The sequence below is a fragment of the Chryseobacterium gleum genome (genome assembly GCF_900636535.1).
GTDB classification, from domain to species: Bacteria; Bacteroidota; Bacteroidia; order Flavobacteriales; family Weeksellaceae; genus Chryseobacterium; species Chryseobacterium gleum.
On the sequence record NZ_LR134289.1, the window covers coordinates 1468587 to 1494237 of the forward strand.

20 protein-coding genes are annotated in these 25651 nt (G+C 40.1%); 16 read left to right on the forward strand and 4 right to left on the reverse strand.

Annotated elements, in window-relative coordinates; translation table 11 throughout:
- Positions 1-2 precede the first annotated feature (2 nt).
- The 8 genes from EL165_RS06725 (at position 3) to EL165_RS06760 (ending at position 7708) form a co-directional block, all read left to right on the forward strand.
- The gene (locus EL165_RS06725; RefSeq protein WP_002978457.1) at positions 3-635 is read left to right on the forward strand and encodes a TetR/AcrR family transcriptional regulator; all 633 of its coding nucleotides are present in this window, start codon (positions 3-5) and stop codon (positions 633-635) included.
- A 51-nt stretch (positions 636-686) separates the two neighbouring features.
- Positions 687-1970, forward strand: a complete 1284-nt coding sequence (locus EL165_RS06730) for a TolC family protein (protein WP_002978454.1) — start codon at positions 687-689, stop codon at positions 1968-1970.
- A gap of 22 nt (positions 1971-1992) precedes the next feature.
- Entirely contained in the window at positions 1993-2895 is a 903-nt protein-coding gene (locus EL165_RS06735; protein WP_002978452.1) for an HlyD family secretion protein, read from the forward strand.
- Positions 2896-2897: 2 nt separating this feature from the next.
- Positions 2898-3812 (forward strand): ABC transporter ATP-binding protein, encoded by a 915-nt coding sequence (locus tag EL165_RS06740; RefSeq protein ID WP_002978450.1) that lies wholly within the window; start codon positions 2898-2900, stop codon positions 3810-3812.
- 1 nt (position 3813) lies between these two features.
- Entirely contained in the window at positions 3814-4560 is a 747-nt protein-coding gene (locus tag EL165_RS06745; protein WP_002978447.1) for an ABC transporter ATP-binding protein, read from the forward strand.
- A gap of 2 nt (positions 4561-4562) precedes the next feature.
- Positions 4563-5669 (forward strand): ABC transporter permease, encoded by a 1107-nt coding sequence (locus EL165_RS06750; RefSeq protein WP_002978445.1) that lies wholly within the window; start codon positions 4563-4565, stop codon positions 5667-5669.
- Entirely contained in the window at positions 5666-6787 is a 1122-nt protein-coding gene (locus tag EL165_RS06755) for an ABC transporter permease (RefSeq protein ID WP_002978443.1), read from the forward strand. Before EL165_RS06750 ends, EL165_RS06755 begins: the two co-directional genes overlap by 4 nt.
- Positions 6788-6886: 99 nt before the next feature.
- Positions 6887-7708: an RteC domain-containing protein gene (locus tag EL165_RS06760; RefSeq protein WP_002978441.1), complete on the forward strand. Its 822-nt coding sequence runs from the start codon at positions 6887-6889 to the stop codon at positions 7706-7708.
- A 7-nt stretch (positions 7709-7715) separates the two neighbouring features.
- Here EL165_RS06760 and EL165_RS06765 read toward each other — a convergent pair whose 3' ends face one another.
- Positions 7716-13163 (reverse strand): N-6 DNA methylase, encoded by a 5448-nt coding sequence (locus EL165_RS06765; RefSeq protein WP_002978437.1) that lies wholly within the window; start codon positions 13161-13163, stop codon positions 7716-7718.
- Entirely contained in the window at positions 13150-13587 is a 438-nt protein-coding gene (locus tag EL165_RS06770) for a DUF1896 domain-containing protein (RefSeq protein WP_002978435.1), read from the reverse strand. Before EL165_RS06770 ends, EL165_RS06765 begins: the two co-directional genes overlap by 14 nt.
- 162 nt (positions 13588-13749) lie before the next feature.
- Here EL165_RS06770 and EL165_RS06775 point away from each other — a divergent pair, with 162 nt between their 5' ends.
- The 8 genes from EL165_RS06775 to EL165_RS06815 all read left to right on the forward strand — a co-directional run bounded on the left by EL165_RS06775 (position 13750) and on the right by EL165_RS06815 (position 22646).
- Positions 13750-14313 carry a helix-turn-helix domain-containing protein gene (locus tag EL165_RS06775; RefSeq protein ID WP_002978432.1) on the forward strand — a complete coding sequence of 188 codons (564 nt, stop codon included), beginning with the start codon at positions 13750-13752 and terminating at the stop codon, positions 14311-14313.
- Positions 14314-14397: 84 nt separating this feature from the next.
- Complete coding sequence (locus EL165_RS06780) at positions 14398-16812, forward strand: heavy metal translocating P-type ATPase (RefSeq protein ID WP_002978430.1); 2415 nt, start codon at positions 14398-14400, stop codon at positions 16810-16812.
- 99 nt (positions 16813-16911) lie between these two features.
- Positions 16912-17133, forward strand: coding sequence for a heavy-metal-associated domain-containing protein (locus EL165_RS06785; RefSeq protein WP_002978428.1), 222 nt, complete (start codon positions 16912-16914; stop codon positions 17131-17133).
- 650 nt (positions 17134-17783) lie between these two features.
- Entirely contained in the window at positions 17784-18662 is an 879-nt protein-coding gene (locus tag EL165_RS06795; protein ID WP_002978422.1) for a DUF3347 domain-containing protein, read from the forward strand.
- Between the two features lie 45 nt (positions 18663-18707).
- Positions 18708-19112: a hypothetical protein gene (locus tag EL165_RS06800; RefSeq protein WP_002978420.1), complete on the forward strand. Its 405-nt coding sequence runs from the start codon at positions 18708-18710 to the stop codon at positions 19110-19112.
- Between the two features lie 129 nt (positions 19113-19241).
- The gene (locus EL165_RS06805; protein ID WP_002978418.1) at positions 19242-19901 is read left to right on the forward strand and encodes a DUF3347 domain-containing protein; all 660 of its coding nucleotides are present in this window, start codon (positions 19242-19244) and stop codon (positions 19899-19901) included.
- Positions 19902-20351 (forward strand): heme-binding domain-containing protein, encoded by a 450-nt coding sequence (locus EL165_RS06810; RefSeq protein ID WP_002978416.1) that lies wholly within the window; start codon positions 19902-19904, stop codon positions 20349-20351.
- Positions 20352-20375: 24 nt separating this feature from the next.
- Positions 20376-22646 (forward strand): multicopper oxidase family protein, encoded by a 2271-nt coding sequence (locus EL165_RS06815; RefSeq protein ID WP_002978414.1) that lies wholly within the window; start codon positions 20376-20378, stop codon positions 22644-22646.
- Between the two features lie 43 nt (positions 22647-22689).
- Here EL165_RS06815 and EL165_RS06820 read toward each other — a convergent pair whose 3' ends face one another.
- Positions 22690-23568 (reverse strand): ORF6N domain-containing protein, encoded by an 879-nt coding sequence (locus EL165_RS06820; protein WP_002978411.1) that lies wholly within the window; start codon positions 23566-23568, stop codon positions 22690-22692.
- Positions 23558-25651 (reverse strand): type IA DNA topoisomerase, encoded by a 2094-nt coding sequence (locus EL165_RS06825; RefSeq protein ID WP_002978408.1) that lies wholly within the window; start codon positions 25649-25651, stop codon positions 23558-23560. The genes EL165_RS06820 and EL165_RS06825 overlap by 11 nt, the downstream gene beginning before the upstream one ends.

The following is a 25651-nucleotide window of genomic DNA, read 5'->3' on the forward strand; positions in this document are numbered from 1 at the left end:
AAATGGCTAAAAGTAAAGAAGTAAAGAAGTTAGACACTTCTACTGAAGAAAAGATAAAGAACGCTGCTCGTATCGTATTCCATAAAAAAGGGTTTGCGGCAACACGTACAAGGGACATTGCAGAGGAAGCAGACATTAACCTTGCTTTGCTCAATTATTATTTCCGCAGTAAAGAAAAGTTGTTTGATATTATAATGCTTGAAACCGTAACGGGTTTTATGCACACTATGGCAACGATATTGAATGACGAGAAAACCTCTTTAGAAAAGAAAGTAGAATTGGTTGCTTCCCATTATATAGACTTTATTACCCAAGAGCCGAATATCCCCATTTTTATGTTGAACGAAATCCGTAACAATTCGGGCGGTCTGTTAGAAAAATTACCAATCAAACAAATAGTAATGAGTTCTGCATTTGTCAAACAACATCAGGAAGCTGTTGCAAAAGGAAAAATTACCGAACCAAACCCATTGCATTTTTTGATGAATTTATTGAGCTTGGTTGTTTTTCCTTTTATCGGACAACCATTGTTACAGGGAATAAGCGGGTTGGATGAAACACAGTTTAACAAGCTGATGCAGGAGCGTAAAAGATTGATACCTGTTTGGATAAAAGCGATGATGAAAGCGAAATAAATTTTTTTGTCCATAAGTTAATCAAATGATTGAAACTAAAAATTAAATAAAATGATTAAAGTAATTCATAAACAAAAATCAAAATGGCTGATAGGCTTATTGCTGATGTGCAGCCATTGGGCAATGGCACAACAAAACAATTCATTGACCCTTGACCACTGCCTTGAAATGGCAAAACAGAATTATCCTTTGATAAAGCAGTACACGCTGATAGAAAAGACAAAGGAATATTCTATTGCCAACGCTCAAAAAGGGGTTTTACCTCAATTCAATATAGCAGGACAGGCAACCTATCAATCGGCTGTTACCCAAGTCCCGATTTCATTGCCCAATGTGGATATTCCTACAATGAGCAAAGACCAATACAGGTTATATGGCGAGGTATCGCAGTCCATTACCGACCTGTTTACCGTTAAAGACCAAAAGGAATATATCAATGCCAATTCGGAAATAGAAACACAAAAAACAGAAGTGGAACTATACAAGCTAAGGGAACGCATCAACAACCTTTATTTCGGAATATTATTGATTGATGCCCAAATCCAGCAGACCGAACTACTTAAAAAGGATATTAAAAGCGGCATCGAAAAAACCAATGTAGCCATTGCCAACGGCGTAGCATTGAAAAGCACAGCCGACAACCTGAAAGCCGAGTTGCTGAAAGCAGACCAGCGCACCATTGAACTGAAAGCCACACGCAAAGGCTATGCCGATATGCTGGCTTTGTTCATCGGCAAGTCGATTGATGAAAATACCGTTCTTGAAAAACCACATAGGCAAATGCTTACACCCACAATCAACCGCCCCGAACTGAAACTTTACGACTTACAGAAAAAATCCTTTGACGTACAGGAAAAGCTGATTACCGCTAAAAACCTGCCTCGTTTGAGTGCATTTTTTCAAGGCGGTTTTGGCAGACCTGGTTTGAATATGCTGGATAATGATTTTCAAGGTTACTATATCGGTGGTTTACGGTTGAGTTGGAACATTACAGGTTTCTATACTTATAAGAACGAAAAGAAAATGCTTGCTAACAATCAAAGTTTGATAGACATACAACGAGAAACTTTTTTGTTCAATACCAACCTCACATTGAAACAGCAAAACGCTGATATAACCAAAATGCAGGATTTGATTGAAACCGATAAGAGCATTGTTATACTTCGTGAAAGCGTAAAGAACACCACACAAAATCAACTTACTTATGGTACGGCAACCACAAACGATTACCTCATTGCGGTAAATGCCGAAGACCAGGCGAAGCAAAGTTTGATTTTACACGAAATACAGCTTTTAATGACAGAGTACAACGCTCAAACAACAGCAGGAAATTAGTAACAATAAAAAAAGTAGAACAATGTATAAAATAAAAACAATCGCATTGATAGCAAGCATCGCAACAGTGCTTACTGCTTGCAACAATAACAAAGTTTCATTTGATGCTTCGGGAAGTTTTGAGGCAGAAGAAACCATTATTTCATCGGAAGCCACAGGCACAATCAAGCAGTTCAGCATCGAAGAGGGGCAAACATTGGAAGCAGGACAAACCATTGGCTACATAGACAGCTTGCAGTTGTATCTGAAGAAAAAGCAGTTGGAAGCACAGGTTACAGCCATTTTGGGAAAAAAGCCCAATATACCTGTTCAGCTATCTGCCTTGCAGGAACAGCTTAGAACGGCTGAAAGAGAAAGGACAAGAGTTGCTAATTTGGTAAAAGGCGATGCAGCCACACCCAAACAGTTAGATGACATCAACGCACAGATTGAAGTATTGAAAAAACAAATCGAAGCACAAAAATCAACGTTGAGCATTTCAAGCGAGGGCTTAGGCAAAGACGTTGTGCCATTGCAGGTGCAGATTGAGCAACTGAACGACCAGCTTGCAAAATGCTATATCATAAATCCCGCAAGTGGAACGGTACTTTCCAAATATGCCGAAGCCAACGAAATGACGTCAGCGGGAAAACCGCTTTACAAAATCGCCAATTTATCCAACATTATTTTGAGGGTTTACATCACAGGCGACCAACTACCACAGGCAAAATTGAACCAAACAGTAAAAGTGCTTACCGATGACGGCAAAGGCGGTTACAAAGAAACCGCAGGTACAATCATTTGGATAAACGACAAAGCGGAGTTTACACCCAAAACCATTCAGACCAAAGACGAAAGGGCAAATATGGTATATGCCGTGAAGATAAAAGTTAAAAATGACGGTTTATACAAAGTAGGTATGTATGGCGAAATAAAATTCCAATAGCAATGGCAGACGTTGTATTAAATAACATTGTAAAGACCTACAATAAAGGCGAAGTAAAGGCAGTAAACGATGTTTCTTTTGAGGTAAACAAGGGCGAATTGTTTGGCTTGATTGGAGCAGACGGAGCAGGAAAAACAAGCATTTTCCGCATACTTACTACGCTATTGCTTCCCGATAGCGGTACGGCTTCCGTAAATGGTTTTGACGTAGTAAAAGACTATAAAGCCATTCGCAAAAATGTAGGTTATATGCCCGGCAAATTTTCATTGTATCAAGATTTATCAGTAGAGGAAAACCTCAACTTTTTTGCAACCGTATTCAATACCACCGTTGCGGAAAATTACGATTTGGTAAAGGATATTTATGTACAGTTAGAGCCGTTTAAAAATCGAAGAGCAGGAAAATTGTCTGGTGGTATGAAGCAGAAACTGGCTTTGTGTTGTGCTTTAATTCATCGCCCAACAGTATTGTTTTTAGACGAGCCGACCACAGGCGTAGATGTAGTTTCAAGAAAAGAATTTTGGGAAATGCTGAAAGGCTTAAAACAGCAGGGCATTACCATTTTGGTTTCAACCCCTTATATGGACGAAGCCACGCTTTGCGAACGCATCGCATTGATACAAAACGGCAGCATAATGTCTATTGATACGCCCGATACTATCATCAAACAGTTTCCCGACAAGTTGTTTGCAGTAAAGGCAAACGATATGGGTAAACTCTTGAATGCTTTGCGAAACAACACACAGATAAAAAGTTGTTTTTCATTTGGCGACTTTCATCACATCACGTTTCAAAATGATAATGAGCGTTCACAAAATGAACTGATACAAACCTTGCAGGAAGCCGATTTTCAAGACATTGAACTCAAACACATCACACCAAGCATTGAAGATTGCTTTATAAATCTGATGAACTGATATGACAAACGAAGTAGTAATAAAAACAGAGAAATTAACCAAGCGTTTTGGCGATTTCATCGCTACAAACGAAGTTACGTTTGAAGTGTACGAAGGGGAAATTTTCGGTTTCTTAGGTGCAAACGGTGCAGGAAAAACAACCGCAATGAAAATGCTTTGCGGGCTTTCCAAACCCTCATCGGGCAATGCTACCATTGCAGGTTTTGACATTTACAAGCAGACCGAAGAAATTAAAAAGAACATCGGTTATATGAGCCAAAAATTTTCATTGTACGAAGATTTAACGGTAATAGAAAATATTCAATTCTTTGGCGGTATTTATGGTTTATCCGATAAGCAACTAAACGCAAAAAGCAATGAACTGATTGAAACATTGGGATTGCAGAGCGAAGCAAAAAAATTAGTGGCTTCTTTGCCTTTGGGTTGGAAACAGAAATTAGCGTTTTCAGTTGCCGTAATACACGAACCTAAAATTGTGTTTTTAGATGAACCCACAGGAGGCGTTGACCCTGTAACAAGACGGCAGTTTTGGGATTTGATTTATTCGGCAGCCGATAGAGGTATTACCATTTTCGTAACTACCCACTATATGGACGAAGCCGAATACTGCAACCGTATTTCTATGATGGTGGACGGAGTAATAAAAGCATTGGACACACCTGCCAATTTAAAACAACAATATTCAGCCGCTTCAATGGACGATGTATTTTATAAGTTGGCAAGAGGAGCAAAACGAAAATCAGATTAAAGATGAAACAGTTTTTATCATTTGTAAGAAAAGAATTTTATCACGTATTCCGTGATAGCAAAACGCTGTTAATGCTATTCGGCTTGCCTATAGTGCAGATTGTGCTGTTTGGTTTTGCACTCACAAACGAAATCAAAAATTCCAAAATAGTTATTTGCGATTATGCAAAAGATGAAGCCACACAACAAATCATCAACAAGATAGAAGCAAGCAGGAATTTTGAAATTCAGAAAGCATTAATGAGCCACAAACAGATTGAAGAAGCCTTTAAGGAAGGAAACACAAAATTGGCAATTATTTTTCCTACCAATTTCAATAAAGACTTATTGCACTTAAATCAGGCACAAGTTCAGATTATTGCCGATGCTTCCGACCCCAACACTGCCAACACATTAACTAATTACGCAACCAATATCATTATGGATTATCAGCAGGAGTTGATGAAAAACAATGCAATGCCATTCCGTATAGTTCCCGAACTGCGGATGTTGTACAATCCCGAATTGAAAGGAGCAACCAACTTTGTGCCAGGCGTAATGGCATTGGTGCTAATGCTGATTTGTGTGATGATGACTTCCGTTTCCATAGTTCGGGAAAAAGAAACAGGCACAATGGAAGTGCTGTTAGTTTCACCTTTCAATCCCTTTTTGGTTATCATTTCAAAAGCCATTCCGTATTTGTTTTTGTCGTTAATCAATCTTACGATAATTCTTGTATTAAGCATTACGCTTTTGGATATGCCTATAAATGGCAGCGTTTTACTACTATTCGCAACAAGCACCTTGTTGATTATTTGTGCTTTGTCTTTGGGCTTATTGATTTCAAACGTAACACAGTCGCAGCAAGCAGCAATGCTTATTTCAATGATGGGTATGTTAGTACCTACAATGTTATTTACAGGCTTTATGTTCCCTATCGAAAATATGCCTGTTCCGTTGCAGGTCATTTGTAACCTCATTCCTTCAAAATGGTATTACACCATTGTAAAATCAATAATGATAAAAGGGCTTGGATTTAGTGCTATATGGAAAGAAATATTGGTGCTTTTCGGAATGACTTGTTTTTTATTGGTAGTGAGCTTCAAAAAATTTAAAACCCGATTGGTATGAGAACGCTAAAATTTTTATTGCAAAAAGAGTTCAAACAAATCTTTCGTAATAAAGCGTTGTTACCGTTGATTTTTGTTGTGCCGATAGTTCAGTTGCTCATACTTCCGTTGGCAGCCGATTACGAAGTAAAGAACATCAACATTTCAATCGTTGACCACGACCATTCTACTTATTCGCAACAACTGATTTCAAAAATTACCGCTTCGGGATATTTCCAATTGGCAGATTACGGAAACTCATTTCAAAGTGCATTTAATCAGATTGAAAAAGATAAATCCGATTTGATTTTGGAAATACCGCAGGGATTTGAAAAGAACTTAGTTCGTGAAAATGAGCAAAAATTATTTATTGCTGTTAATGCAATCAATGGTGTAAAAGCAGGTTTGGGCGGTGCTTATCTCGCACAGATTATTTCGGCATACAATAATGATATTCGCTTGCAATGGGTACAACCCGATAAGTATAATACTGCACCTGTTATTACCGTTGCTTCATCAAATTGGTTCAATCCATTTATGAACTATCGTTTTTTTATGGTTCCGGGCATTTTGGTTGTGTTGGTAACAATGGTAGGGGCTTATATGTGTGCATTGAACATTGTAAAAGAAAAAGAAGTCGGCACTATTGAACAAATCAACGTTACACCGATTAAGAAATATCAGTTTGTATTAGGCAAGCTCATTCCGTTTTGGGCAATCGGAATGTTAATTTTTAGTATCGGCTTGTTCATTGTAGCACGTTTTGTTTACGGCATTGTTCCTGTCGGAAGTTTGCTTTTGTTGTATGGTTATTTGTCAATTTATCTGATTGCTTTATTGGGTTTGGGATTACTCATTTCCACATTTGCCGAAACACAACAGCAGGCAATGTCGGTAGCCTTTTTCTTCATTATGATTTTTATGCTGATGAGTGGCTTGTTCACTCCGCTTGACGGAATGCCTCAATGGGCTTACATCATAGCAAAGAGTATTCCTGTAACTTATTTTATTGAGGTAGTACGAATGATAATTTTGAAAGGAAGCGGTTTTTCCGACATCAAATATCATTTTATTATTATGATTGGATTTGCTGTTTTATTGAACGGCTTGGCGATTTGGAATTATAAAAAGACGAGTTAGATGTAATGCTGATTTTCCTATTCAACAAATAGGAAAATGCCTAAATATTATGATTTAGGCATTTTTTTAATAACCGGAACATCATCCAATGTAAATTAAATGGACAAATTCTATAATGAAATATTACATAAATTAGAAACTGCAATTCAGGAACTGGAGATTGAAACCGACTGCCCGATAAAAAGAATAGAAGCGGTTATAGAGCTTATCATTCAAAGCCTTGCCGATTTAAAGGAATTTGTATTGAAGCACGACTTTAAAAATATGGAAGAGGAAATCCATTTTTTCAAGTATCAGAAACCTGTTATTGTTTCAAAGCTCATTTACTACAATTCCATCTATAAAATAGAAACGAGAAGACCGTATGGAAACAAGCGCACCAAGAAATATTTTACCAAAGAACTAAAAAAGCTAAAAAGGTTCTTTGAGAATAACCTTGATTTTTACAAGTATTACCGCAGTAACAATTCTTTCGTTGACGAGAAGTTTTTTGTACGTGGGAAGCACGATATAAGGTTATGGTTGGACACTTTTTATTTCGAGGCAGACCACCGCTTTTCTACTTCGCACGATTATAAGGTTGCCAAGATAATTGCCAATGACCTGATACAAGTTTATTTGGAAGACAGGCTGAATAACATCAATGTGAAAAAGGGTTCGGACAATTCATTGAAATGGACAGCAAGCAAAACAGCACTTACAGAATTGATTTATGCACTGTACTCCCACGGTGTATTTAACAATGGGAATGCAGACATAAAATTGATAGCTAAAACTTTTGAAGATGCCTTCAATATTGAATTAGGCGATTTTTACCACACATTTATGGAACTGAAAGCCCGTAAGATAAACCGGACGAAATTCCTTGACAGCCTGTGTGAAGCACTGATAAAGAAAATGGACGAACAGGACGAAAAGTAAACGACCATTACAATACGCCACGCGACAGATGAACACCTTTCGTCCGTATAATACTTTCCTGAACCTTTGGAGCTTCTTTCTGCTTTTCTACCTGCTCCGGGACTGCTTCCCCTTGCTTAACAGGTTCTATTGAAAGCTGTATCTTCCTTTCTACGGCTGCCAGTTCCGTTTTAAGTTCACTCAATCGACTTTCTTTAGACCACGTACCGTTAACCACTTCCTGAAGTATAGGTAGGTCTTTCTGTATTTCAGCGATTTTTTCCTGTTCCTGTTTTACAAAGCCCGGCAGCTTTTCCAAAGCCCTTAAAAAATTCATTGTGGCAGTTTCAGGGTCCTTTGCCATCAGCCCGTTATTGTAGGTGTATTTGATATTTCCCTCGCCCTGTACCAAAAAGCGGTTTACCCGAATATCCGAACCCTCTTTTTCCGACATTTCTGTTTTGACCAACAGCGTAAAACCATACAAGCTGCCTATCTCTTCATACTGACCTGCGGTGCGGGCTTTGTCCGCAATCTCGTTCAGCTTCGCACCGATTTGTTTCGGATTTGCATTGGGCGGCAAACCATCCAACAGCACAGGGTTTTCGATTGTACCGTCCGAACGCTTTTGGAGGCGTTGCTGTAAGTTTTCCCAGTCGGTACTCATCCGGCTCAAACGGGATTGAGTGCTTTGCAACATTTCCATATAATCCTGTACCTTAAATTTGGCACTGGATTTAGAGCGGTTGAACGCCTGCTTTTCGCTTTCCAGTCCGGCAATCTGTTTTTCCAGTTTGGCTTTATCCAACAGGTCTGTATTTCCTGACAGGATTGCCACATATTCCGAAAAGTTCATTCCCGATTTTTCGTCCATACTTCCCTCGTCAATCGTTCTTTTGGTCAGGTTGTTAGTCTTTAACTGGTCGATGAAAAGCTGCTTATTATACAGCAGGTTGAATTTGTAACTGTCCAACGATTTTTCAACTGCATAGATAATCACAGCAACTTTATTATCGGCAAAGAATTTGGCAATCTCATTGCCTTTTCTGATTGCCCGCCCGTCCCTTTGGGCAAGGTCAGACGGTCGCCACGGTGTATCTAAATGATGAACGGCAACGGCTCTTTTCTGTGCGTTTACGCCAGTTCCGAGCATACTTGTAGAACCAAATAAAACACGGATTTTGCCCTCATTCATCCCGTTGATAAGTTCCCTACGTTGCTTGTCATTTTTCGCCTCCTGAATAAACCTTACTTCATTCGCAGGTATGCCGTGGTCTTCCACGAGCTTGCGTTTGATTTCGGAGTACACATTCCATTCGCCTGGCTTATAGGTTCCCAAATCGGAGAAAACGAACTGCGTTCCTTTCTGTGCTTTGAACTGATTGTAATACTTAGCAATGTTTGCCGCACAATGCGAAGTCTTATTGTCGGGATGGTCGTCATAGATACCACTTACCATACGCATATCGAGCGACATCTTACGGGCATAGTCCGTCGCAATGAGCATCTTTGCTTTTTCTTCCCTTTGCGATAATGGTTCTCTACCGAGCAAAGTAGCATCGCCCGTTTTGGCAAACTGCATCAGGCTTTGGATAAAGGCTTCTTGGTCGGGCGTTGGCGGTATGTTGTACAATACCTCGTTCTTAGTGGGGCGGTCAATACCAATATCCTTAGCCGTTCTGTAATCCGTGATTTCAGAATAGAACTGCGCCAGTTCCGGCACTTTGATAAAGTAGCGGAAACGCTCTTTGGCTACAATATTGTTAGCTACCGAAAATTCATAATCGGTCGTTTTCCTTGCGTAAATAGCTGCCCACGCATCAAATGAATGAATGCCCTGTTTTTCCAATGCACGAGGGCGCAGGTATTTGAACAGCAGGTACAGCTCTGTTAATGAATTGCTGATGGTTGTACCAGAAAGAAAGGTTGCGCCCATATCCGCATTGGTACGTTCTTGAATGGTACGGATTGCAAACAGCAGGTTCAGTGCCTTTTGGCTGCCGTCCACGTTCCCCAGTCCGGCAACCCGTGTATGACGGGTGTTGAACATCAGGTTTTTGAACTGGTGGCTTTCGTCCACAAACAAATGGTCTATGCCCATCATCTTAAAGTCCACAATATCATCCTTACGGTTTTCAATATCGTGTTGCAGCGTTTTCAGCTTTACTTCAAGATTTTCTTTCCGCTTGATTACCCCGGCGAGCATTCCCCTTGTCACTTCCTTGCCCTGCGATTTCAGGGCATCGAGATTGCGCTCTACGCTGTCCAGTTCTATTTCGAGGATTTCCTTTTGTATTTCGGGCGATTGCGGTATCATTCCGAACTGGTCGTGCGTAAGTATCACGCAATCCCAATCATTATTTTTAATATTCCCGAAAATCCGCAGGCGTTTTTTCGGCGTAAAATCATCAATACCCGGATAAAGGATTTTGGCGTGTGGATAGGCTTTACGGTAGTCTTCGGCAATGGCAGGTATATTTGCTTTCAGCCCGATAATCATCGGCTTATGGGCTAATCCCAAACGCTTCATTTCCTGCGCTGCGGTACACATTATCAGCGTTTTTCCTGCGCCTACTTCGTGGTCGCAGATAGCACCGTTGTTCAGCTTTATCATCCAAACGGTGTCCTTTTGACTTGAATACAGGTCTTCAATGCCTGCTCCCTTGCGGTCTAATCCCGGAAATTCCTGATGGCTTCCGTCATAGTTTGGGCGAACGAAACAATTAAAGGTATCGTTGTACTGGTCGGTCAGCCTGTTTTTAAACTCATCGTTCTGTGCGTGTAGCCAGTCGGTAAAGGCGGTACGGATTTCGTCAATCTTGGTGTTCGCCATTTGTATGGCTTCCATATCCCGTACTTTAACCTCTTGGTCGCCAACCAGTACTTTTTTGGTAATATCAGGCGTGTTATTGACAAGGGCGTGTTTGAGCAGGGCAATACCGTCAAACGTGCGGCTTTCCGCTTTGACGGCATATTTTTCCCAAATGTGCATATTGCCCTGATGACACTTTACAGAAAAGTCGTCGGAGCTTTCGGAATAATGAACCAGTACATCCGCATCAAACAGGTGCGAAGCGAAACGGGCATAAATCCCAGTAGGTATCCACCGTTCGCCGAGGTTAAAATCCAATTCCTCAAAGTCAATACGTTTTGGTCGGGCTTCCTCTAAAGCGTTAAGGCTTTCTTTGGCTTCGGTATCATCGGGATTGTTTTCGAGATAGGCTCTTACGTCGTCGGCTTTCTCAACTACGTTACCTGCAATCCAACGTTCAGCTATTTCGTATTCCTGTTGTAGCGGATTGAAGAACAACCGCCCGTGCAGGGCTTCTTTAAGGGTATCGGTAGGCAGGCTGCTGATTTCGGACATAAAGTCCAAATCCACATTTCCGTATTTGTTCAGCGAGGCGGCTAAAGCCTCTTCGGGATTGTCGGTTGCTAACGTAGTGGTAGAAAAGCTAACGGGACGGCTGAAAATATCCGCTTTGTGGATTACGCCGCCAATGATACGCTCCAGATAGGGGATTTCTTTGCCTGCGCTGTCGGTCTTTATCAGCTTGGCATTGTCGGCAGCATTGAGATTACCGTATTTTTTGACAAAGCCATCGTACAGGAGGTTCAGCGTTTCCCTTTCTTCTTTATGCTCGGTCTGCTTTTCAGCTTCTTTTTGGTACAGGTTGATATAACTGTCCCTTACGGCTATATAGGCTTCGGCTCTTGCTTTCTGTGAGCTCGGCAATTGCAACGGATGAAAGGTTGCTGTTGCCTTGTCGTCGTTCCTTTGCACATCTTGCAGATAACCAACCCAACCGTTATCTACCACAAGGCAATCGTTACGGTGGAGTGATTGCAGTTCGCCAGTGTACGGGGCAGGTTCAGGAATAGCATTAATATTGGTAGTGGCAATGGCTGTCTTATCAGACTGGCCATTACCGTTTGTTTGTGAAAACAGGTCGCCAATAGCTTCCTGTTTTTTGTCGTTAACCTGGTTGGTTCCATTAATAGCACCATTGGATTTTAGCGGTGTATAGGGCTGCTGCCTTACACTGCTGAACAGGTCGGGCTGACGACCTATTGTACCTTTTCTTTTTTTAGTGCTTTGCCTTTTAGTTTGGGTAGTTCTTTTAGGCGGAGCAAGTACCATTACAGGTTCGCCCGCACTTTCAAACAAGTCAAAAATGCTTAGTTGCTTTAATTCCTGCGGGCTTTCCTGACGGACTACCGGAGTAGGTACAGGTTGCGGCTTTTGCTGAATGATTACAGGGTCTATGACCGGAGGTGTAACTTTTGGTTCAATAGGAATTTGTATAACAGGCTCGTCGTTCTGTTCGCCTTTGTATAAACTCAAATTCAGATGCTTTCCAAAATCTTCGGAAAGCATTTGCTTCAAATCTTTGGCAATGCCCTCAACACCGTCTTTATGCGTATAGATTAAGGCAGGTTGCCCGTATGGGTCGGTATCTAATTTTTGGTCGGTATGGATAATTCTTGTACTGTCCTGAAAGAGCGCATTGCCAGGCATATTGTATTCAGATGGCTTGCTTTGGCAAAACAGATCTTCCCTGTCGGTCAGATTTTCTTTTGCCGTATTTTTTTGCAGGATAATCAGGTCGCTGCCGACTTCCGTACCTGCATATTCGGTAAACAGGTTGTTAGGCAATCTTACAACCGAAACCAAATTATTATCCTGCATCAACGCCCTGCGTATGGGTTCGTTCTTAGGGCTGTTCAGAATGCCCTGTGAAGTGATGTAAGCCAACAAACCGCCCTCACGGAGCATATCAGCACCTTTCAGAAAAAAGTAATTGTGTATGCTTCGGGCAGCTTGTTCCTTTGCGCTGTTTCTACTGCGTGAATAAGAAAGGTCAAATACGGAAGTATCGCCAAAAGGGATATTACTGGCGATTACATCATAGGTGTTTTGTTCCCTTTCGGGGATTTCCTCAAAGCCGTTTATACGGATATTGATTTCGGGGTAAAGCTGCTTTAAAATCTTGCCTGTAAGCAAGTCCTTTTCATAAGCGGTAACACTGGCTTTCTGATTTTCCGAAAAGGATTGGATGAATGAACCGATACCTGCGGAGGGTTCGAGGAATTTATCAATGTGCAGACCATTATCCCGCAAGGCAGATGAAATGGCATCTATAACTTTTGGTGGGGTATAAAAAGCCGTCAGTACGGAACTTTTCAGACTATCCACATACTTGCGGTATTGCTTATCGTCTTCGGAATTTTCTTTGAGTAGTTGGTGGAGTTCCTGCGTGAGTGGAAAAAGGTCGTGTTCTGTTTTTCTCCAATGATTGATGTCTATTTCGTTTTCTACGGGGTTCAGAACGAATTTAAGACCGCCAAATCCGCTGTATCGCATCATTAGCAGTCTTTCGCCTACGGTGGCTTGCCGTTTCTCCTTTTCCAGTTTAAAAACAATTCGCAGGGCATCAATATTCTGTTGGAGATGGAACCGCTTACTGAAGCCCATTTTCCTCAATCCATATTGAGATGGTTCCGGTCAGTTCGGTATAGAGTACATCAAACTCATTTCCGTTGGCGAAATCATCGGTTAATTCATATCCTGCGAAAACAGGCTCACAAACGGGGAACATTTTAAGGGCGAACGGTCGCAGCTCCTCGTCTGCCATTATGGCATCAAACTCATTGCATACCACTTTGAAAACCGTGTTGAACTTGGAGAAGTGCAAGCCCTCAAAAAGTATGTAGTTGGCTATTTCGTCGCATTGCTCAATGGCGTTTCCCGAACGGAAAGCACCCTCATAAGCATTGGCAGCCCACGAAGACCGTTGGTCAATAAATTTTTGGTCGTGCGCCTTTTCAGGAAAGCTGCTGTTTAATAATTCTTGCAGTCGTAATCTGAAATACGACAGGTCTTTTTGCTGTACATCCATACTTATTTTGTTTAGAATTTTACTTAAATCCTAAAATTATAGCAGTACATAAGCCCCTTTGCAGAAGTGGCAGGGTTTGGCTTTGAAAGGCGGGATTTGGCGTAGAATGGTATGATGCCAAAGATTAATTTGTACCTTTGTTAAGGTCGTAAAAAGGTATATATGAGTACACTCTTTATTAAAAATATGGTTTGCAACCGCTGTATTATGGTGGTGCAAAATGAATTGGATAAGTTAGGTCTGAACGTAAAAAAAATCAAACTTGGAGAGGTAGTATTGGATAAAGAGATTACATCCGAAGAAAAAAATAATGTAGATAAGGTTTTAATTCCATTAGGCTTTGAACTTATTGACGATAAAAAAAGCCGCATAATTGAAAAGATAAAAAATATAATTATTGACCTTGTGCATCATCAGGACAACCACGCCAAAACCAATCTTTCGGATGTGCTAAGTAGTCAACTGCACCACGATTATAATTATTTATCTAATCTCTTTTCGGAGGTAGAGGGTACTACCATTGAAAAATACTTTATTGCCCAAAAAGTAGAAAAGGTAAAAGAGCTATTGGTATATGATGAGCTTTCTTTGAGTGAAATTGCCTTTCGTTTAAACTATTCGAGTGTGTCCTACCTAAGCAACCAGTTCAAAAAAGTTACAGGGCTGACACCGAGCTATTTCAAACAGATAAAAGAAGATAAAAGGAAGCCATTGGATAGTTTGTAAATCTTACACATAAATTCCAAAATTTCACAATAGCACCCACCCATATAATAGCCAATTTTGTACTGTTAATTAAATCAGGCAAATATGGCAACGAATAATAAAGAAACTATTTATCTTCCCTTAGAAGATGTAGAAAGCGAACATTGTGCGTTAATCGTTGAAAAAGGATTGGCACAGGTCAAAGGCATCGAAACCCACAAAGTAGAGCTAAACAACCGCAGGGCAGCTATCACGGTAGATAACAGCGCAGCGATAGGCGCAGCGGTAAAAGCAATCAAAGATTTAGGTTACGGCGTTTCTACTGTAAAACATACATTCCCTGTATTGGGAATGACCTGCGCATCCTGTGCAGGCAGTGTAGAAAGTATTGTAAAGCATCAGGAGGGCGTTATAGAAGCATCCGTAAACTTTGCTACGGGAAATCTTACCGTGGAATACCTACTCAATATGACCGATGCCACCAAACTGCAAAAGGCGATACAGTCCATAGGTTACGATTTACTGGTAGAAGAAGAAAATAAGCAGCAGGAAACATTAGAAGCTATCCACGCTGAAAAGTTCCAAAAGCTAAAGACTAAAACCGTATGGGCTATTGCGCTGTCATTGCCTGTTGTATTGATAGCAATGTTCTTTATGGATATGCCCTATGCAACCCCTATAATGTGGCTGTTCTCTACTCCTATTGTATTGTGGTTAGGCAGGGATTTTTTCATCAATGCCTGGAAGCAGACAAAACATCGTTCAGCCAATATGGATACACTGGTAGCATTGAGTACAGGTATCGCTTATCTGTTCAGCGTATTCAATATGTTGTTTGCAGATTTTTGGCATCAGAGAGGACTACACGCCCACGTATATTTTGAAGCAGCAGCCGTAATTGTCGCATTTATCCTGTTAGGGAAACTATTGGAAGAAAAAGCCAAAGGCAATACCTCTTCAGCCATTAAAAAACTGATGGGCTTACAACCCAAGACCGTTATTGTTATACAAGCGAATGGAACCGAAAAACAAACCGCTATTGAAGAGGTAAACGCAGGCGATGTTATTCTTGTAAAGCCGGGCGAAAAGATTGCGGTGGACGGTATGGTTACTTCGGGCAGTTCCTACGTTGATGAAAGTATGTTGAGTGGCGAGCCTGTACCTGTACAGAAAAAAGAAAACGAAAAAGTATTTGCGGGAACGATTAACCAAAAAGGAAGTTTCCAATTCAAAGCGGTTAAAGTCGGAAGGGAAACAATGCTTGCCCATATCATCAAAATGGTTCAGGATGCGCAAGGCAGTAAAGCACCAGTACAAAAGTTGGTAGATAAGATTGCAGGAATTTTTGTTCCCGTTGTGATAGGGATTGCTATTCTCACATTTATCCTATGGTTTATTTTAGGCGGCAACAATGGCATAGTTCAGGGATTGTTAGCGGCTGTTACGGTATTGGTTATTGCCTGCCCTTGTGCTTTGGGATTGGCTACGCCTACCGCTATAATGGTTGGCGTTGGCAAAGGTGCTGAAAACGGTATTCTGATAAAGGATGCCGAAAGTTTGGAATTAGCCAAAAAAGTTGATGCCATTATTTTAGATAAAACAGGAACGATAACAGAGGGTAGACCAGAGGTAACAGGTATCGAATGGCTAAACAATGATGATGCAACGAAAGATATTTTATTAAGCATCGAAAAGCAATCCGAACACCCATTGGCAGAAGCGGTAGTGAAACATTTAGACGGTGTACAAACCACTACTTTATCACTGTTCGATAGTATTACAGGAAAAGGTGCAAAAGCCAATCACAACAACGAAACCTATTTTGTAGGCAATAAAAAGCTATTGGCAGAAAACAACATTACCATTGCGGAGCAACTGCAAAAGCAAGCGGATGAATGGGGAAAACAATCCAAAACAGTTATTTGGTTTGCCGACAGCAAACAGGCGCTTTCCGTTATCGTCATTTCTGATAAAATCAAAGAAACATCGGTCGAAGCCATCCGGCAAATGCAGGATATGGGCATAGAATTGTATATGCTTACGGGCGATAATGAAGCCACTGCAAAAGCCATTGCAAAGCAAACTGGCATCGGGCATTACAAGGCAGAGGTATTGCCACAGCACAAAGCCGATTTTGTAAAGGAACTTCAAAGCAAAGGCAAAGTAGTGGCAATGGTTGGCGACGGTATTAATGACAGCACAGCTTTGGCAACAGCCGATGTAAGTATTGCAATGGGTAAAGGTTCCGACATTGCATTGGATGTTGCCAAGATGACCATTATTTCATCAGACCTTACCAAAATACCACAGGCAATAAAACTTTCAAAACAGACCGTAGCCACTATTAAGCAAAATCTGTTTTGGGCATTCATCTATAATTTAATCGGCATTCCTATTGCGGCAGGTATCTTATTCCCAATAAATGGCTTCCTGCTGAACCCGATGATTGCAGGTGCAGCAATGGCATTGAGCAGCGTGAGCGTGGTAACTAACAGCCTGCGGTTGAAGTGGAAAAAATAAAACATTAAATATCACAAATCAAATAAGAAATTCCACAACAATACAGAACGGTATAGTGCTGAAATTTGTGGTATCAAACAACAATCAAAATTTAAGACAATGGAAAATAAAGAATTTCAATTTAAGACGAACATCAATTGTGGCGGTTGTATAGCATCTGTAAAGCCGCATTTGGACAATGCAGAGGGCATCTGCCATTGGGAAGTTGACACCGCCAATAAAGACAAGGTACTTACAATAAAATCAGAGGGTATTACCGAAGACCAGGTAATTGAAACAGTACAAAAAGCAGGCTTTAAAATCGAACCTTTAAACGCTTAATATATTGAATTTATAATGCCCTTTTTAGCAACCTGACCTGATAAAAAGGGCATTATATCTTTAAAAATGGAAAAAAAATGCGGCTTTATTAAACATTTGGTATCAAACACCAAAAAAAGAGGGAAAGCCATCAAAAAAAGATAATCTTATTTGTAACTTTGTAGTGTTGAAAAATTTGGGTAAACATATCAGCTTTGTTCTCTTACTGTGTTTGGGATTTTTCCTTATGCCGAGCATAAGCTATGCCTGCGCCAAAAAAACAACTAAGACGGAACAAAAATCCTGCTCAAAAGAAAAATCTGAAAAATCGCAGCACAAAAACAGTTGCAAGGACAAGTCCTGTAAAAAATGTAAGGATGGTCACGACTGCGGAGGCAATTGCAAACACAGTTCTTGCAGATGCGGTGCTTCAACAACTTCTTTAAGTGTACCTGTTGTAATCGAATTGAAAGCAAAAAATCTGTTTGCAGAAGCAAAAAAGCAAAAATTCGGTTTCAAACAAGCCTATTATTCTTCAGGCTTTTTCTCCATTTGGCTACCGCCTAAAATAAGCTAAATCTGTTGCTTGACAGCCACAGGTATGTCTTGTCGAAAACCCAATCCAGTTTTCGCACCCCTTTTGTATATCTTATTAAATTAAAATTTTCAAAATGAAATCATTATCAAAAATAGTGATGGTAATCGGCGTATTACTATCATCAATAAACAGTTTCGCACAAATCAAAAATGCGAAAACAGAAACCGTAAAAATTTACGGCAATTGCGGAATGTGTAAAACAACCATCGAAAAGGCAGGAAATATAAAAAATATAGCTGCTGTAGAATGGAATAAAGACAGCAAAATGGCTACACTCAGCTATGATGATAAAAAAACAAATCAGGATGAAATATTGAAACGTATCGCTTTGGCTGGTTACGACAGCGAAAAATTCTTAGCTCCTGATGATGTTTATGCTAAACTTCCGGGATGTTGCCAGTACAGCAGAGAACTAAAGCCAGTAGCAAAAACCAAAGATGCTGCTATGGATATGAAAAATGAACACGCCAATCATAACCAAAGCGGTATGGCTCAAAAAAATATCACTGAAACGCAAAATGTACCACAGTTAAAAGCCGTTTTCGATAACTACTTTTCGGTAAAAGATGCCTTGGTAAAAACCGATGCAGGTACTTCTTCGGCAAAAGCGGTAGAATTGGTCAAAGCCATCAAAGCGGTAGAGATGACAAAACTTTCTACCGACGAACATACCGTTTGGATGAAAGTAATGAAAGATTTAACGGCTAATGCCGAAAAGATTGCTGCTTCTAAAGATGTTGCAAAACAAAGGGAAACTTTCGCTTTGCTTTCTAAAAATATGTACGAATTAGCTAAGGTATCTAAACAAGAGACACCTGTTTATTATCAGCATTGTCCAATGTATAACAATGGTAAAGGTGCAAATTGGTTAAGTAAGGAAGAGGCTGTTAAAAACCCGTATTACGGCTCTCAAATGCTTAACTGTGGTAGTGTGCAGGAAACTATTAAATAGCAAACAAAAAATAATTGTTATGGAAAGTATGAAAACCAACACGGAATGCAACATAAACAAAAGAGTGAAGAAAATAACCCCAATTACTCTTTAGCAATGTACAAACGCTTTGCTGTAATGGCTGTTGCAATGTTTATAGCTATGTATTTTATTATGTATGCTATGATTGAAGGATTGAATAATCTTATCCCGAACATCAACAATTTATATATGACGCTGCTGATGGTTTCAGCAATACTGATTATTGAATTATTGATAATGAAAGGAATGTATCAAAACAAAAAAATCAATTGGGCAGTCATTGCGGTTTCTCTTGCGATTGGTATCTTTTCGTGGTTTGGCATTAGGGAGCAAATAAATGTGGGCGATAAGCAATTTGTAAAAGGGATGATACCGCATCACGCATCAGCAGTATTAATGTCCAAAAAAGCTAAGCTTACCGATCCCTAATTAATTGAGCTACAAAAGAACGTACTGGAAACACAAGCAAAGGAAATCGAATTTATGAAGCGAAAGCTGAAAGAATTTGAAAACAAGTAAACAACAAAAATTTCTGTAATAACATTAAATAGCATTAAAATGAAAAATATATTTTTCTCCATCGCATTGGCAACGGTTGCAATAATATCACTTTCGTGCAATCAGTCTTCAAATAAAAGCAACGACCAGCAAGCTAATGACAGTACAACAATATCAGAAACTCAAGATTTGTCATCAGCAACACAAAATGATACAGATAGTACAATGGCATTAATAGATGCCACAGCAAAAAAAACTGAACAACAAGAAGTAAAAGAGGTATCGCAAAACTTCTCTATTGCACCTATTGTTAAGGATTATCTTGTTTTAAAAAATGCACTCGTTGCAGATAATGACAGAGCAGCGGCTAATGCAGGAAAACAACTTTTTGCTAATTTAAACAAGGTGGATCTGAAAACCATACCTGCCAACAAGCATAAGGAGTTTATGGATATTTTCGAAAATGCTAAGGAAAATGCGGAACACATTGGCGACAATGCTGGCAAAATAGACCATCAAAGAGAGCATTTAGCATCGTTAAGTAAAGATGTTTCCGACCTTATTGCATTATTTGGGACTACACAAAAACTATATCAGGACTATTGCCCAATGTACAATGATGGTAAAGGTGCGGTTTGGATTAGCGAAGCCAAAGCAATAAAAAATCCATATTACGGTAATCAGATGCTTACCTGCGGTTCTGTAAAAAAAGAGTTCTAAATGAAGAAAGTATTAAAGATAATTTTAGCAATAGTGCTGTTTATTTTTATTGCAATTCAATTTTATCAGCCTGCCCTTAATGTAGATAAAGGGCAGGTTTACACCACCGATTTTACGCAAGTCTATAAAATGCCTGTTGAAGTAAAAGCGATGCTCCAAACCTCTTGCTACGATTGTCATAGCAACAATACCAAATACGTTTGGTACGATTATATACAGCCTGCGAGAGCCATAGTAGAAAATCATATTAACAACGCAAAAGAAGATTTGAATTTCAATGAATGGGGTACATACACAAACAGGAAACAAGAAAGATTATTAAACTCAATCAAAGAACAAATAGAAACGAAGCAAATGCCCTTATCATCATATACAATGATGCATAAAAATACAAAACTGAATGATGAGCAAATCAAAATATTAACCAATTGGTTAAAAGAGCAGGAGTAAGTTTCATTAATAAAAAATATAAAAATGAATATACCCAGAAATATTACCATAAGATTGCTACAGGGAGTTTTTATACTGCTATGTTCGCAATCCCTCTTCGCACAAAAAGTAGTGCGATACGAGCTGTATGTAAAAGATACGCTTGTGAACTATGCAGGAAAAGAAAAAAGGGCTATTGCAGTAAACGGTCAGATACCAATGCCAACGCTCACATTTACTGAGGGCGACACTGCCGAGATTGTGGTGCATAACCAATTAAAAGAAAGTACATCACTGCATTGGCACGGCGTGTTTTTGCCCAACAAAGAAGATGGTGTGCCTTGGCTTACACAAAAGCCTATTGAACCAGGAACAACATATACCTATCGTTTTCCGATTATCCAACACGGAACGCATTGGTATCATTCCCATTCAGGTTTGCAGGAGCAGATTGGAATGTATGGCAGTTTTGTGATGAAAAAGCGTGATGACGATAAAACCTTTAGAAAAGGAATTGATGATTTGCCGACCGTACCCATCATTTTAAGCGAATGGACAAACCTAAATCCCGATAACATTAACCGTATGTTGCACAACGCCAATGATTGGGCAGCGATAAAAAAGAATGCTACACAGTCCTATGCGGAAGCCATCAAAGACGGTCATTTCAAAACCAAATTGACCAACGAATGGAAACGTATGTTGGCAATGGACGTAAGCGATGTGTATTATGACAAAATATTAATCAACGGAAATCATACTACCGATTTAAAAACAGTTGATGGCAAAAAACTAAAAGCAGGAGATAAAGTAAGATTAAGAGTATCAAACGGCGGAGCATCATCCTATTTTTGGTTACGATATGCAGGCGGTAAAATTACAGTAGTAGCCAATGATGGTAATGATGTAGAGCCAGTAGAGGTAGATAGATTAATCATTGCGGTTTCCGAAACTTATGATATTGTGGTAACAATTCCTGACGATGGAGTTGCCTACGAGTTTTTAGCCACAACCGAAGACAGAACACAATCGGCAAGCTATTTTGTAGGCAATGGTATCAAACAGTTAATATCGCCACTCCCAAGATTGAAATATTTTGAGGGGATGAAGATGATGAACGATATGATGAAGATGAATGGAGATTTGGACGATATGGGTATGAAAATGAGCCTGAACCAAATGGATATGAATGTGGTAATGTATCCCGAAATTACTGGAGAGGCTAAACCTAAAGAAGACCATAGCGGGCACAATATGAATATGGATAATGACCCCAACCGTTACAATGCAAATGCTTTGGGAGAAATCAAAACGCTGAATTATGCAATGTTGCAATCTCCTTACAATACGGAACTTCCTAAAGATGCTCCGGTCAAAGAATTGAAGTTTACCCTTACGGGAAATATGAACCGATATGTATGGAGTATGGATAATAAAATACTTTCTGAAACCGATAAAATACCCGTAAAAAAAGGAGAAATTTTACGAATTACCATATATAACAACTCAATGATGCGCCACCCGATGCACCTGCACGGTTTCGATTTCAGGGTAATCAACGGTAAAGGCGAAAAATCACCACTGAAAAATGTGTTAGATATAATGCCAATGGAAACAGATACCATTGAATTTTTGGCAAACGAAGAAGGAGATTGGTTTTTCCATTGCCATATCCTATATCATATGATGTCGGGGATGAACAGGGTTTTTGCTGTGGATGACTATAAAAATCCAAACTTACCCAACAAGAAACAAGCATACAATAAATTACAGAGAGAGAGCAATATGCCACATTTTATGGCACAGAACGATTTTGCAACCAATGGTAATGATGGCGAGGCAATGTTTCAAAATGCAAGATGGAGTTTAGGCACAGAATGGCGTTTAGGTTACAATGATATGCACGGTTACGAAGTAGAAACACATTTAGGAAGATACATCGGAAAAATGCAGTGGTTTATGCCATTTATAGGCTTTGACTGGCGTTACCGTAAAATGGGAATAGATGAACACGAAACCAATTTATTCGGGCAGAAAAACGAAAAAGATACACGTAGAGCCTTTAGTTTAGGTTTTATGTACACCTTGCCAATGTTAGTCAATTTTCAGGCAGAAGTATATCACGATGGTATCGTTCGCCTGTCTTTAATGCGAGAAGATATACCAATTTCAAAAAGATTAAGAGCTGGTTTTATGGTCAATACCGATATGGAATATATGGCAGACTTGAAGTATATCATCAATAAGAATATAGGTATTCGTACACACTATGATAGTGATATGGGCTTGGGTATAGGGCTGTCACTAAATTATTAAGGATTATGCACCATTCCCCTCCGAAATATCGGAGGGGATTTTTTTACTTGTTTAAAATCTGCAAAACTCTACCAAGTTCAATATCCATTCTTGAAAAGGCAAACCAATTTTTGCCCAGGTCTTTGAGCGATGCCCCGATATGGTAGAGTTCTGAATGGTCAATAATCAAAAAACGGTCGTGGGCATCAGAAAACACTTCAATGTCTATCGGAGGATATTGGCTATTGTAGCGTTGTAAATCTAATCGTAGCTGATTACTGATGCTTTTGGTAAGGATTGTAGCGGTTACAGTAGTCTTACGCTTACCCAACAAAGTAAGCACCGTATCATCCACATAATTATCAAGCAAGATAATTGAGCTTTTGGCACTTCGGATAATATCGGAAACAAAGGCGTAGGCATCAAATACCTGCCCATTGTAGAAAATACCTTTCTCGCTGTACAGCTTGTCGCTTTCCAAAGCCTTAAAAATCTCTTCAAATTTTTGGTCGGCTTCCAGTTGCTTTAATTCGATATTATCCAAACGATGGAACAAAGAAGCGTTGCTAATGAGCATTTTTCGCATTTCAACAAAAGCATTCATTATTTCCACACTCATTTTAACGGCTATATCAGAACGGAGTATGGCAGATGCCATTGCAACGCCCTGTTCGGTAAAAACATAGGGCAAATAACGTCTGCCGCCGTAGTTTAAACTTGAGGTTCCAATTTGGAACCTCAAGTTTTCAATTTCCTCTTCGGTCAGTTGAAAACAGAATGATACTGGAAAACGCTCAATATTTCTTTTTACGGCTTTGTTCAGGTTCTTTGTTTCTACCTGATATAAGGCAGCGAGGTCGCTATCCAACATTACCTGTTTGCCCCGGATAGTATAAATCAGGTTTCTGATTTCTTTGGGTATGATTGACAGTTTATTTTCCATTGCGTTTACTGCTTTTGTTTTTCTCAAACTCAAAAGAACTTTCCGCATTCTCTTTCAGCACGATATAAGCATCGAATTTCTTTCCGGCTTTGCTTGTCATTCCTTTGATAAGAGAGGTTTTGCCTTTATTGACAAGGCTTGTTATGTTTTCGATACTGATTTGTACACCGCAGACGGTGCGGAACTGTACCCAGTTACAAGCCTCATCAGGGCATTTCACAATTTTGTCACGGATAATGAGTTGCTGACTTTTACATTTCGGGCAGGTCAGTTTCGGCTGATTGGTGCTTGCAATAGAGGTTTGCAGCAGTTCATCGGTAATGGATTTCGCATAGGTTTCCATTTCCTTTTGGAATGTTCCGGCATCCGCTTCGTTGTTCTCGATTTTCTGCAATGCCAGTTCCCATTCGGCGGTCATTGCCACATCCGCAATTTTCCGGTCTTTAACAAGCCCGTACACCTGTAATCCTTTTTCAGTAGGGATTAAAGAACGTTTATCCCGTTGGATATAATTGCGGGTAAACAGGGTTTCGATAATGGCGGCTCTTGTTGCAGGAGTACCGATACCGATATTTTTGAGGGCTTTTCGTTCTTCCTCGTTCTCGATTTCTTTCCCTGCGGTTTCCATAGCCGACAAAAGCCCGGCTTCGCTGTAAAGCACTGGCGGTTTGGTCTGCTTTTCCAAAACGGCGGCTTCCTTTATGGCAAGTTCGTCGCCTTTATGCAGTTCAGGTAATTCCTGCACTGGTTCTTCGCCATCGTCTGTAAAACTCCCTTTGATGGAACGCCAACCTGCTTCCTGAATTTTACAGCCTTTTGCCATAAAGTCGTAATGCAATACCTGTAATGATACATCGGTTATTTCTTTGACACAGGCTTGTGATATGGCTTCGAGCAATCGAAGCGCAATCATATTGTAAATCTTGTTTTCGTCTGCATTAAGTACCGACGGCACTTTGTCCGTAATCAACAAACCGTGATGGTCCGTTACACGGAGGTCATTCACGATACGTTTGTTGAACCGTCCCCATTTGATTTTGGTTAGAGCTTGCTTGCAATCTTCCCGGTTCTGCAAAGCCCGCACAAGGTTTGGAATTTCTGCCCACATATCTTCAGGGATGTATTTGCTTCCGGTACGTGGGTAAGTGATAAACTTCTTTTCGTACAGGCTTTGTGCGATATTGAGCGTTGCTTCAGCAGATAATTTCAGCCTTTTATTGGCTTCCTTTTGTAAGCCTGTCAGGTCGAAAAGCAAGGGCGGTTGTTCTGTAACGCTTTTGGTTGCTGCTGATGTAACTGTTGCCTTTGTACCACGCTGAATAGCTTTAAGGGTATCATCGGCAAGCTGCTTTTCTTCCCATTTGGTTACGGAAATGCTTTTGAAATCAACCTGCGCTTTATTGTGCGATAATTGTATCTGCCAGTATTTCTTTACCGTGAAATTCTTATTGTCGAGGTAGCGTTTACATATCAAAGCCAGTGTGGGCGTTTGTACTCTTCCGAGCGAATAGATACCATTGCCTGCGGCTATGCTCAATGCCTGTGTAGCATTGATGCCCACAAGCCAATCGGCTCGGCTTCTGCCTTGTGCCGCCTGATGCAATCCGTCAAATGCTGCCCCGTCTTTTAGATTATCAAAGCCTTGTTTTATGGCTTTTTCGGTAAGCGAACTTATCCAAAGGCGTTCAAAGGGTTTGTTGCATTTAAGGTATTCGTAGATATAGCGAAATATCAATTCGCCCTCACGTCCTGCATCGGTAGCAACAATAATGCTGTTGCTACGGCTAAAAAGCTGTTCGATAACTTTCAGTTGCTTTAATGCGCCAGTATCGGCAGTGTACTCTTTGTCTTTTTTGACCTTGCGGACGGTCAATAAAAAAGGGTTGGGCAATATCGGCAGGGATGCTTTATCAAATCCCGAAATGCCGTAGTCTTCGGGCATTCCCAGTCCTATTAAATGACCGAATGCCCACGTAACAAAATAGCCGTTACCTGTCAGGTAGCCGTCCTTTTTATCGGATGCTCCCAACAAGCCGGCTATTTCCCTTGCTACGCTTGGTTTTTCTGCAATAATTGTTTTCAT